Raw genomic sequence first — 12,385 nt, forward strand, 5'->3', positions numbered from 1 at the left:
TGATAATTGAATATAGTATTTTAAAGGAGACTTTCGGTTATAGAAGGTCTCCTTTTTGCTTGATATAAATGTCATATGATGTTAGAATGTACCCTGAATAACGATAGCTAGGAGGTCAAAAACAACATGGGTTTGTTTGAGAAAATATTTGGAACGCACAGCGAGAAGGAATTGAAAAAGATCAATCCTATAGTTGATGCGATAGAGGCACTCGACGAGAAGATGCAGGCACTTTCAGATGAAGAGCTGAGGGGCAAGACACAGGAGTTTAAGGACAGACTTGCTGCCGGCGAGACGTTAGACGATATATTGGTAGAAGCATTTGCGGTTGTGAGAGAGGCTGCATACCGTGTACTTGGAATGAAGCATTACAGGGTACAGCTCATAGGAGGAATAGTTCTCCATCAGGGAAGAATCGCAGAGATGAGAACGGGAGAAGGAAAGACACTTGTATCAACACTTCCTGCTTATCTGAATGCCCTTGAAGGAAAGGGTGTCCATGTTGTAACTGTCAACGACTACCTGGCAAAGCGAGATGCTGAATGGATGGGGCAGGTGCATGAATTCCTCGGACTTAAGGTCGGAATCATACTCAACAGTTCCACAACAGACGAGAGACGTGAGGCGTATAACTGCGATATTACATATGTTACCAACAACGAGCTCGGTTTCGATTACCTGAGAGATAACATGGTAATCTACAAGGAGAAGCTTGTTCTGAGAGATCTTCACTACTGTGTAATCGATGAGGTGGATTCAGTCCTTATCGATGAGGCACGTACTCCTCTTATCATATCCGGTCAGAGCGGCAAGTCCACAGAGCTCTACAAGATGTGTGATTACCTTGCGAGACAGATGAAGCGAGGTGAGGGTGATGGAGAGATATCCAAGATGGATATGCTCATGAAGACAGAGATAGAGGAGGATGGAGATTTCCTTGTAAATGAGAAGGACAAGTACGTCATGCTCACTGCAAATGGTGTGAAGATGGTAGAGCAGTTCTTCCATATTGACAACCTCTCAGACCCTGAGAACATGGAGATCCAGCACAATATCATCTTGGCACTCCGTGCACATAACCTCATGTTCAGAGACAGAGATTATGTGGTGAAGGATGATGAGGTACTCATCGTTGATGAGTTTACCGGACGTATCATGCCCGGACGTAGATTCTCAGATGGTCTGCATCAGGCTATAGAGGCAAAGGAGAATGTAAAGGTCAAGAGAGAGAGCAAGACTCTTGCAACGATCACATTCCAGAACTTCTTCAACATGTTTGACAAGAAGGCAGGTATGACAGGTACAGCCCAGACAGAGGAAGAGGAGTTCAGAGAGATCTATGGAATGGACGTTGTTGTCATTCCTACGAACAGACCTATACAGAGAATAGATCAGCCGGATTCTATATTTAAGACTAAGAAAGAAAAGCTCAATGCGATCGTTGAGCAGATTAATATAAGTTACAGAAAGGGACAGCCGGTGCTTGTCGGTACGATCAATATCGACGCATCAGAGGAACTCAGTCATATGCTGTCCAAGAGAAAGATACCTCACAAGGTGCTCAATGCCAAGTTCCACGAGCTTGAGGCTGAGATAGTTGCGGATGCTGGACAGAAGAATGCGGTAACCATCGCGACTAACATGGCAGGACGTGGTACTGATATCAAGCTCGGCGAGGGTGTTGCAGAGCTCGGAGGACTCAGGATCATCGGTACAGAGAGGCACGAGAGCAGACGTATCGATAATCAGCTCCGTGGACGTTCAGGACGACAGGGAGATCCGGGAGAGTCAAAGTTCTATCTGTCACTGGAAGATGATCTGATGAGACTTTTCGGATCAGAGAGAGTTATGTCAGTGTACGATACCCTTAAGATACCTGAGGGCGAGGAGATAGAGCATAAGACTATTTCCAACTTCGTAGAGAAGGCACAGAAGAAGATCGAGGGTAACAACTTTGCCATAAGAAAGAATCTTCTTGAGTATGACCGTGTTAACAACGAGCAGAGAGAGATCATTTACAAGGAGCGTAGACGAGTTCTTGACGGCGAGAACATGCACGAGGTTATCCTCAAGATGATAAAGGATGATATAAATGCAGCAGTAGATCAGGTATGCTCATCAGAGACAGCACCTGAGGATTGGAATCAGGTAGAGCTGGATGACATGATAAGGGGCATAGTTCCATTTGCTGAGCCGGTTACACTTACCGAAGAGGAGATCAAAAAGGCAGATATCAGCGAGCTGAAGGATAGACTGTACAATGAAGCTCTTGAGCTCTATGCTGCCAAGGAGGAAGAGATTGGTGATCCTGATCAGATGAGAGAGATCGAGCGAGTTATACTCCTCAAGACTATAGATAGAAAGTGGACAGATCATATCGACGACATGGATAATCTGAGACAGGGAATCGGACTTAGATCACTTGGCCAGAGAGATCCTGTTGTAGAATACAAATTCGCAGGATATGACATGTTCAATGACATGACAGCAGCGATCCGTGAGGATACCGTAAAGCTTCTTCTCAGAATAAAGGTTGAGCAGAAGATTGAGCGTGAAGAGGTGAATAAGGTTACAGGAACCAATAAGGATGACACAGTGTCAAGGGGACCTGTAAAGAAAGCCAAGAAGATAGGCAGAAATGATCTCTGTCCATGCGGAAGCGGTCTGAAGTATAAGAACTGCTGCGGTAAGAACGCATAAATACGTGATACAGGAGAAACCAAGTGATAGAATTGGATGAGTTCAGGGCGACGATGGCCTCCTATAGGGATCCCTTGGGGGAGGTCAAGTCATCCCTTGACATTGAAAACAAGACAGACAGAATAGCAAAGCTTAATTATGAGATGGAACAGCCGGATTTCTGGGATGATATCGACAGATCCCGTGAGGTATCGAAGGAACTGAAGGGACTTCAGGATCTGGTTGACAACTATAAGAAGCTTGAGAATGACTATGTGGATATAGATACACTGATCCTGATGGCGGAGGAGGAGAATGATCCGAGTCTTGTGCCTGAGATAGGGGAGCAGATAGATATATTTACGAAGGAATTTGAGGAGTATAGGATAAATCTTCTCTTCACTGACGAGTTTGATGACTGTAATGCGGTACTCACACTCCATTCAGGAGAGGGCGGAACGGAGTCCTGCGACTGGGCGAGTATGTTGTACAGAATGTATACCAGATGGGCAGAAAAGCACGGCATGAGTGTTGAGGTGCTCGATTTCCTTGAGGGCGATGAGGCTGGTATAAAGTCTGTGACCATCCAGATAAATGGACAGCATGCGTACGGATATCTCAAGTCAGAGAAGGGAGTGCACAGACTGGTCAGAATATCACCATTCAATTCGGCCGGCAAGAGAATGACTTCGTTTGCATCCTGTGATGTCATACCGGATATAGAGCAGGATTTGGAGATAGAGATCAGGGATGAAGATATAAGGATAGATACCTACAGATCGAGCGGCGCAGGTGGCCAGCATATCAATAAGACATCATCGGCCATCAGAATCACACATTATCCTACCGGTATAGTTGTTCAATGCCAGAATGAGAGATCACAGCTCATGAACAAGAATAAGGCTATGCAGATGCTGAAGTCCAAACTTTATCTTTTGAAGAAACAGGAGAATCTGGAGAAGATTTCGGACATCCGCGGAGAGGTAACTGACAATGGTTTTGGAAGTCAGATAAGATCGTATGTGCTCCAGCCGTATACCATGGTCAAGGATAAACGCACATCCTATGAGAATTCAAATGTATCGGCGGTTCTCGATGGAGATCTTGATGGATTTATGACAGCCTATCTCAAATGGGTGAATAAGGTTGAGGTGTAGCAGCACATGAGAGTCATTTGATGATAAGAAATTAGTCTTTGACAATGACGCTTTATACTGATAAAGTAATGACGTACTAAACTTGCATTATTATGCAGAAAAAGGAGATAAGAAGGAGATAAAAACATGGTGAATATAGCAGTATTAGGTTATGGTACAGTGGGTTCAGGAGTTGTGGAAGTGATTAACACCAACCATGATATTGTTAACAAGAGAGCTGGACAGGAGATAAACGTTAAGAGAGTGCTTGATCTCAGGGAGTTTCCTGGGGATCCTGTCGAGAACATTCTCACCCATGATTTTGAAGATATACTTAACGACGATGATATAAGCGTCGTTGTGGAGGTTATGGGAGGTGTTGAGCCTGCATATACATTTGTCAAGAAGTGTCTGCTTGCCGGCAAGAGTGTGGCAACCTCCAACAAGGAGCTTGTGGCCGTTCATGGACCTGAGCTTATAAAGATTGCCAGAGAGGGCGATATCAATTTCTTCTTTGAAGCATCAGCAGGCGGTGGAATTCCTGTTATAAGACCACTTAACACATCCATAACTGCGGATGATGTTACGGAGATCACAGGAATACTCAATGGTACAACGAATTACATCCTAACCAAGATGGATAAAGAGGGGGCTGACTATGCGACAGTGCTGAAGCAGGCACAGGAGCTCGGATATGCGGAGCGCAATCCTGAGGCTGATGTAGAGGGTGGCGATGCGTGTAGAAAGATAGCTATACTTACATCTCTCGTATATGGCAAGAACCTGGATTACAACAGGATACATATGGAGGGAATAACCAGGATAACAACAGATGATTTCAAGTATGCGGATAAGATGGGCTATTCTGTAAAACTTGTCGGAACAACCAGAAAAACAGACGGCAAGCTATATTCATATGTTGCCCCGGTCATGCTTCCACATGACAATCCGCTGGCAAAGATAGATGATGTATACAATGGCATACTTGTACATGGTAATGCACTTGACGACGTAATGTTCTACGGCAAGGGCGCCGGAAAGCTTCCAACAGCGTCTGCGGTTGTATCAGACGTTATTGATGCAGTGAAGAATGCGGGAAGACATGTTCCTATCATATGGGAGGACGAAGAACTTGAGATGGGTACATTTGCGGACTCAGAGAGCAGATTCTTTGTCAGAACAGATGAGAAGGATGAGGCTGCCATCAAGGCGGTATTTGGTGATGTTGAGTATGTCGATTCTGATCTCGATGAAAAGGCATTTGTTACAGCAGTGATCACAGAGGGTGAATTTGAGGCACGTTGCAATAAGATTGGTGTCAAGAGTGCTCTTAGAGTGCTGGATTAGTACAATATTATTCAATGACCTTGCAATCCTAGTGGAATTGCGGTATTTTACAAAAGGCTTATTTCTTTTTACCGGACCGCTCCGGTGAAGAGTTAAATATACAAATTTTCAAATGAGCGATCAGGAGGACAATATGTTAATAGTAAAGAAGTTTGGTGGTACTTCTGTTGGAAATACCGAAAGAATCTTTAACGTGGCCAAAAGATGTATTGAGGACTGGCAGAGGGGGAACGACGTAGTCGTAGTTCTGTCTGCGATGGGTAAATACACAGATGAGCTGATAGATATGGCTAAGCAGGTAAATGAGAATCCACCTAAGAGAGAGATGGATATGCTTTTTACAATAGGTGAACAGATGTCCGTATCGCTTATGGCTATGGCTATGAATGCTCTTAAAGTTCCTGCAATCTCTCTGAATGCATTCCAGGTGGCAATGCATACAACTTCAGTGTATGGCAATGCGCGTCTGAAGAGAATCGATGTTGAGAGAATAAGACATGAGCTGGAGCAGAGAAAGATAGTTATTGTCACAGGATTCCAGGGAATTAACAAGTATGACGATTACACAACTCTTGGTCGTGGTGGTTCAGATACAACGGCTGTTGCACTTGCAGCGGCACTTAACGCTGATGCGTGTGAGATATACACAGATGTGGATGGAGTATATACAGCAGATCCACGTAAGGTAAAGACCGCACGTAAGCTGGATACGATAACATACGATGAGATGCTTGAGCTTGCTACACTTGGAGCAGGCGTTCTGCACAACCGTTCAGTTGAGCTTGCAAAGAAGTTCGGCGTTCAGCTGGTTGTTCGTTCAAGTCTCAATTTTTCAGAGGGTACAATAGTTAAGGAGGATACTGGAATGGAGAAGATGTTAGTTAGTGGAGTTGCAGCGGATGCAGATTCAGCGAGAGTGGCAGTTGTAGGATTAGAGGACACACCGGGTGTTGCATTCAAGCTTTTCAACCTGCTTGCAAAGAATGACATCAATATAGATATGATACTGCAGTCAGTAGGAAGACATGGAACAAAGGATATTACATTCACATGTAGTGATGAGAATGCAGACAAAGCAGAGGAGATCATCAAGAACAACATAGGCAAGTTTGAGAGCATAGATGTCAACAAGAATGTTGCAAAGGTTTCTATCGTTGGTGCAGGAATGCAGTCAAATGCAGGTGTTGCAGCCAAGATGTTCGAGGCTCTCTATGATGAGAATATCAACATCAGAATGATCTCAACATCAGAGATCAGAGTTACAGTTCTCATCGACGAGCAGTATACAGAGCGTGCAATGAACGCGATCCATGACAAGTTCGCACTCGGCGATCGTTAATTCTAACAGAATCATATGAAGTTCTGTTCTGCAGGACCTTACAATATACGCCGGGGGAAACTCCGGCTTATATTATCATAAGGGGGAACCGCCGTTAAGGCGGGGGATTCCTTATGATGAAGCAGACGCAGCGCGGAGCGCCTTTCATGCGTCTGCACCCGTAGATAAGGGGAACATAAAAGAAGTTGAAAGGAGTCAGGGTATGAAGAGAACAGATTACATATCGTGGGATCAGTATTTTATGGGCATTGCGATGATGTCGGCAGAGAGAAGCAAAGACCCGTCAACGCAGGTTGGCGCGTGTATAGTGGACAAGAACAACAGAATTCTGTCCATGGGATATAATGGTATGCCGGCAGGATGCGACGATGACACAATGCCGTGGGGAAAGTCTGGAGCCCCGCTTGACAACAAATATTTCTATGTATGCCACGCGGAGCTGAACTCTATTCTTAATTACAGAGGCGGCAATCTCAAGGATGCGATCATATATTCTACTCTGTTCCCGTGCAATGAATGTGCCAAAGCTATTATTCAGTGCGGTATAAAGGAAGTAGTGTATATGTCAGACAAGTATGCGATGACAGAGAGCACCATAGCCTCCAAGAAAATGTTTGACATGGCTGGTGTTGCATACAGACCATTTGAAGCAAAAGGCAGGAAGATCACGCTCAATCTTTAGAAGTAACAGAATAGTTCCGGAATACCGGAGAGAACACATATGTATGACAGACAGGAGAGAATATGGTCATAGAGAGTAATAGCAAGGAAGAAACCTACAATGCAGGAGTGCAGCTTGGACAGAATGCAGCTCCTGGCCAGGTGTACTGTATATATGGAGATCTGGGAGTTGGCAAGACGATAATATCCCAGGGGGTGGCAGCTGGACTTGGAATCACTGAAGTGGTGAACAGCCCTACTTTCACTATTGTGAAGGAGTATGACGAGGGCAGATTGCCTCTGTATCATTTTGACGTGTACAGGATCGGCGATGTGGACGAGATGGATGAGATAGGCTACAATGAGATGGTGTATGGAGATGGAGTATGTCTTATAGAGTGGGCTAACCTCATTGAGGAGATATTACCTGGCACATACACCAGAATCGATATAGAGAAGGACCTTTCAAAGGGCCTTGATTACAGGCGTATTACGATAGAAGAGAGGCATGATCAGATATGAAGATCTTAGCATTTGACAGCTCAGGACTTGTGGCGAGCGTTGCCATAGTCGAGAACAATAATTTGATAGCTGAATATACAACCAACTACAAGAAGACACATTCCCAGACACTGCTTCCTATGCTGGAAGAGATCGTGAAGATGACAGAGACGGACAAAGAGAGCTTTGATGCGCTGGCTGTTGCTGCCGGACCGGGATCATTTACAGGACTCAGGATAGGCTCAGCGACGGTCAAGGGACTTGCACTTGCATGGAATATACCGGTTATTGCGGTGCCGACACTTGAGGGGCTTGCATACAATGTGTGGGGAACTGACAGACTTATCTGCCCTATCATGGACGCGAGAAGAAAACAGGTGTATACGGGACTTTACAGTTTTAACAGTGATGACAGGCTTGAGACGATAATGGATCAGACTCCTATGGATATTGCTGACCTTATAGACCAGCTCAATGAGAGAGGGGAAAAGGTTATATTTGTGGGAGATGGAATAGATGTGTATGCTGATGTTTTAAAAGAGAAGATGACGGCAGACTACGCATTTGCTCCGGCACACATGAATAAGCAGAGAGCTGGCTCGGTGGCAGCCGCAGCCCGGGTGAGATATGCAGCCGGACAGTATGAGGAGGGGGATACATTTGCCCCTGAATATCTCAGACAGTCACAGGCAGAGCGGGAGAGAGCTGAAAAGGAAAAACTGGAGAATGATGGACATGAATAGCTGCTTTTCCCATGTACGCCCGAGACTGGCAGATATGAAAGACCTGGCCGGGATAGCTGCACTTGAGATGGCGGTGTTTTCGCATCCGTGGAATGAGGAGATGGTGTCCTCATCTATACAGGGGACATACGATCATGTCAAGATCCTTGAGACTTCTGAAGGAAAAATCGCCGGCTATATCATATATTCGGCGGTGTGTGACAGTGCAGATCTGCTCAGGGTAGCAGTGGATGCCGGATCAAGACGTCGTGGCATCGGCTGTAAGCTGATGGAAGCCATGATAGATGACTGCAAGGACAGGAATGTGCAGAGCATATTTCTGGAAGTCAGGGAATCCAACGCTGCTGCGATAGCTATGTATGAGCAGTTTGGATTTATAAAAATTTCTACAAGAAAAAAATACTACGACTCACCGGTGGAGGATGGTCTGGTTATGCAAAAACAGTTGTAGTAATAGATATATGCAGAATATACAGTGCGTGGAGACCACATTTGCACGGCTGGAAAACATTGTCGGTATATTCTGTGAAGGATCTGGCTTATAATCAGACTCATAACAGGGCTGCATGCAGTCGGACAGGAGATAAATATGAGTGAGATCAGATGTAATAGGTGTGGAAGGATAATTGTATTTGGAGATATGCATAACAAGGAGGATTACGTCCTTATTCAGAAGGAGTGGGGATATTTCTCGCGCAAGGATGGCAGAAAATACACACTCAGGATGTGTGAGGACTGTTACGACAGACTTGTAAATGAATGTGTCATACCTCCAAGGATAGATGATGTGACAGAGTATGCATAGAGTATGCATATAGACTCTGCCTTAGAAATGGAGATAGAAGATGATAGACGTATGTCTTTTGGGGACCGGAGGGATGATGCCGCTGCCATACAGGGCACTTACATCTCTCGTGGTCAGATATAACGGACACGAGATGCTGATAGACTGCGGAGAGGGAACCCAGACCTCAATGCGTCAGCAGGGCATGATAGGCTTTAAGCAGATAGATGTGATCTGCTTCACACATTTTCATGCAGATCATATAAGCGGATTGCCGGGGCTGCTGCTCACGATAGGCAATGCCGAGAGAACGGAGCCACTTCTTATGGTTGGCCCAAAGAGACTTGAGAAGGTAGTCAATTCCCTCAGGGTTATAGCGCCTGAGCTTCCGTTTGAGATCAGGTTCCAGGAGCTCTCGGAGGCTGAGGAGAGCTTTATGTGGGAGGATCTCAGGGTGGATGCATTCAGGGTGAATCACAATGTGACATGTTATGGATATTCCCTTTCACTTCCAAGAACAGGAAAATTCAGCGTGGACAGAGCTAGAGAGAACGAGATTCCGATGAAATACTGGAATGGCCTGCAGAAGGGCAACACATACGAGGAGGATGGACACATATATACTCCTGATATGGTGCTTGGTCCTGACCGCAAGGGCCTGAAGCTCACATACTGCACAGATACCAGACCGACCCCCCTTATAGAGAAGTATGCAGCCGGATCAGATTTGTTCATATGCGAGGGCATGTACGGCGAAAAGGAGAAAGAGATAAAAGCCATAGAGCATAAGCATATGATGATGCAGGAGGCTGCGGCCATAGCGGCAAAGGCAGATGTGGGGGAGATGTGGCTTACACATTACAGTCCGTCGATGGCAAAACCGGCGGTGTTTATGGATGAGATAAGAGAGATATTCCCGAGAACTATTGCAGCAAAGGACAGGACGACAACAACGCTCAAGTTTTCGGAGGAGTAGAATAGATCGACAAAGGTGAGATGAATTATGGAGAAAGATGTAAAGATACTGGCTATAGAATCCTCATGTGATGAGACATCCGCAGCGGTTGTTGTGAATGGAAGAAACGTACTGTCAAATATAATATATTCACAGATAGATATCCATACACTTTATGGAGGTGTTGTGCCGGAGATAGCTTCGCGAAAGCACATAGAGAAGATTACACAGGTCATAAGACAGGCGCTCAAAGAGGCAGAGTGCACACTGGATGACATAGATGCGGTTGCAGTCACATATGGACCGGGGCTTGTTGGTGCTCTTCTCGTTGGCGTGGGAGCAGCCAAGGCCATAGCATTTGCAAAAGATATACCACTTGTTGGTGTGCATCATATAGAAGGTCATATAGCAGCGAACTATATAGAGAACAAGGAGCTTGAGCCTCCGTTCATGTGCCTTGTCGTGTCAGGAGGTCACACACATCTTGTAAAGGTAGTCGATTACGGCAAGTTTGAGATACTGGGAATAACCAGGGATGATGCGGCAGGAGAGGCATTTGACAAGGTAGCAAGGGCTATAGGACTGGGTTACCCGGGAGGACCGAAGATAGATCGTAAGGCGAAGGAGGGCAACCCTGACGCTATAGAATTTCCAAGGGCAAAGGTGGCAGAATCAGCCTATGACTTCAGCTTCAGTGGCCTGAAGTCCGCAGTGCTCAACTATATCAATCAGGCTCATATGAGAGACGAGCAGATCAATGATGCCGATGTGGCAGCATCATTCCAGAAAGCAGTAACGGAAGTGCTCACAGAGCATGCGGTTGCTGCGGCAAAGGAATACCATATGGATAAGATAGCCATAGCTGGCGGAGTTGCGTCCAATTCTGCTCTCAGAGCCAGCATGAAGGCGGCCTGTGAGAAGGCTGGGCTTACATTGTATCATCCATCGCCGATACTGTGCACGGACAATGCGGCCATGATAGGTGCGGCGGGATACTACGAATACATAAATGGAACAAGACATGGATGGGATCTGAATGCCATACCAAACCTCAAGCTGGGTGAGAGATAACCAGCCTGGTCAAGTGTGTGATGGTGTCAGACTACTACTAGGGAGAAGATGAACATGGGCGATGCGGATAATGCTGATTACAAGGAATCAAATATAGAAATCTTTGATACAGTGGATGAAGTAAAGGTCACGGCAATAGTCCTTGCAGCCGGAAAGGGCAGCAGGATGCACAGCGATATACCTAAGCAGTTTATGACGCTAGGGGATTATCCCGTACTGTATTATTCGCTCAAGGCCTTTCAGGACAGTCCGGTTGATGACATAATTCTTGTCACAGGTGAGGATTATGTAGAATATTGCAGAAATGACATAGTAGACAGGTACAACATCACCAAAGTCAGGAAGATCGTGACCGGTGGGGCAGAGCGCTATGACTCCGTACATAATGGACTTATTGCGGCGGATGGTGCGAAGTATGTACTCATCCATGATGGTGCGAGACCATGCATAACCCAGAAAATCATCACAGATTCCATAGATGCAGTAAAGATATATTCTGCGTGTACAGTGGGTGTACCTGTGAAGGATACCATCAAGATAGTAGATGAGGATCATATAGGAGTGGATACTCCTGATAGATCCAGGCTGTGGCAGGTTCAGACTCCACAGAGTTTTAACAGGGAACTTCTGCTTACCTGTTATGATGGACTGGCGCATGACAAATGTCAGGTTATAACGGATGACACAATGATAGTGGAGCGTTATAGCAGCGTCAGAACGAAGGTGATAATGGGGGCGTATGAGAACCTGAAAATCACCACTCCTGAGGATTTAAAAATTGCTTCGAATTTTTTGAAAAAAGATGTTGACACAAAGATGGTAAAGTGATAATATGTACAAGTCGCCGGTTGATGGCGACGAACAAAAACAACTTGGAGAGATATCGAAGCGGTCATAACGAGGCGGTCTTGAAAACCGTTTGTCCGAAAGGGCGCGAGGGTTCGAATCCCTCTCTCTCCGCTGGCTTTCATACATAATGAAAGTTCAAGCGCTTGATACTGGAGAAGTACCCAAGCGGTTGAAGGGGCTCCCCTGGAAAGGGAGTAGGCCGTTAATAGCGGCGCGAGGGTTCAAATCCCTCCTTCTCCGTTAGACATACTTAGTATCAGAGCTATATAAGAACCTTGAAAAATTAACAACATGACAACCCTGAAATTCCAAACAAGAATT

General features: G+C 45.5%; 12 protein-coding genes and 2 tRNA genes. All 14 read left to right on the top strand.

The features are described from left to right. The first annotated feature begins 126 nt into the window (after positions 1-126). Entirely contained in the window at positions 127-2,700 is a 2,574-nt protein-coding gene (secA, locus tag DXB91_RS07690) for a preprotein translocase subunit SecA (RefSeq protein ID WP_015533855.1), read from the top strand. Between the two features lie 23 nt (positions 2,701-2,723). Beyond that, positions 2,724-3,836, top strand: a complete 1,113-nt coding sequence (prfB, locus tag DXB91_RS07695) for a peptide chain release factor 2 (protein WP_022215809.1) — start codon at positions 2,724-2,726, stop codon at positions 3,834-3,836. A gap of 126 nt (positions 3,837-3,962) precedes the next feature. Continuing rightward, a complete protein-coding gene (locus DXB91_RS07700) occupies positions 3,963-5,162 on the top strand; it encodes a homoserine dehydrogenase (RefSeq protein ID WP_117550604.1) in 1,200 nt (399 codons plus the stop codon). A gap of 133 nt (positions 5,163-5,295) precedes the next feature. Further along, the gene (locus DXB91_RS07705) at positions 5,296-6,501 is read left to right on the top strand and encodes an aspartate kinase (RefSeq protein ID WP_118017372.1); all 1,206 of its coding nucleotides are present in this window, start codon (positions 5,296-5,298) and stop codon (positions 6,499-6,501) included. Between the two features lie 202 nt (positions 6,502-6,703). Continuing rightward, the gene (locus tag DXB91_RS07710) at positions 6,704-7,183 is read left to right on the top strand and encodes a deoxycytidylate deaminase (RefSeq protein ID WP_015533858.1); all 480 of its coding nucleotides are present in this window, start codon (positions 6,704-6,706) and stop codon (positions 7,181-7,183) included. 62 nt (positions 7,184-7,245) lie between these two features. Beyond that, positions 7,246-7,683 carry a tRNA (adenosine(37)-N6)-threonylcarbamoyltransferase complex ATPase subunit type 1 TsaE gene (gene tsaE / locus DXB91_RS07715; RefSeq protein ID WP_055223209.1) on the top strand — a complete coding sequence of 146 codons (438 nt, stop codon included), beginning with the start codon at positions 7,246-7,248 and terminating at the stop codon, positions 7,681-7,683. After that, positions 7,680-8,405 (top strand): tRNA (adenosine(37)-N6)-threonylcarbamoyltransferase complex dimerization subunit type 1 TsaB, encoded by a 726-nt coding sequence (tsaB, locus tag DXB91_RS07720; protein WP_118017374.1) that lies wholly within the window; start codon positions 7,680-7,682, stop codon positions 8,403-8,405. The genes tsaE and tsaB overlap by 4 nt, the downstream gene beginning before the upstream one ends. Further along, on the top strand, positions 8,398-8,856 hold the full coding sequence (gene rimI / locus DXB91_RS07725; protein ID WP_118017404.1) for a ribosomal protein S18-alanine N-acetyltransferase: 459 nt from the start codon (positions 8,398-8,400) through the stop codon (positions 8,854-8,856). The genes tsaB and rimI overlap by 8 nt, the downstream gene beginning before the upstream one ends. Positions 8,857-8,994: 138 nt before the next feature. Continuing rightward, positions 8,995-9,210: a hypothetical protein gene (locus DXB91_RS07730; protein WP_015533862.1), complete on the top strand. Its 216-nt coding sequence runs from the start codon at positions 8,995-8,997 to the stop codon at positions 9,208-9,210. Positions 9,211-9,250: 40 nt separating this feature from the next. After that, complete coding sequence (locus tag DXB91_RS07735; protein ID WP_015533863.1) at positions 9,251-10,165, top strand: ribonuclease Z; 915 nt, start codon at positions 9,251-9,253, stop codon at positions 10,163-10,165. A 27-nt stretch (positions 10,166-10,192) separates the two neighbouring features. Beyond that, positions 10,193-11,215, top strand: coding sequence for a tRNA (adenosine(37)-N6)-threonylcarbamoyltransferase complex transferase subunit TsaD (tsaD, locus tag DXB91_RS07740; protein WP_015533864.1), 1,023 nt, complete (start codon positions 10,193-10,195; stop codon positions 11,213-11,215). Between the two features lie 54 nt (positions 11,216-11,269). Beyond that, the gene (ispD, locus tag DXB91_RS07745) at positions 11,270-12,043 is read left to right on the top strand and encodes a 2-C-methyl-D-erythritol 4-phosphate cytidylyltransferase (protein WP_199414258.1); all 774 of its coding nucleotides are present in this window, start codon (positions 11,270-11,272) and stop codon (positions 12,041-12,043) included. Positions 12,044-12,089: 46 nt separating this feature from the next. Beyond that, positions 12,090-12,175, top strand: a tRNA-Ser gene (locus DXB91_RS07750). Between the two features lie 40 nt (positions 12,176-12,215). After that, positions 12,216-12,304, top strand: a tRNA-Ser gene (locus DXB91_RS07755). Positions 12,305-12,385: the final 81 nt, after the last annotated feature.

This window comes from Coprococcus sp. OM06-34AC, assembly GCF_003462545.1.
GTDB lineage: Bacteria > Bacillota > Clostridia > Lachnospirales > Lachnospiraceae > Coprococcus > Coprococcus aceti.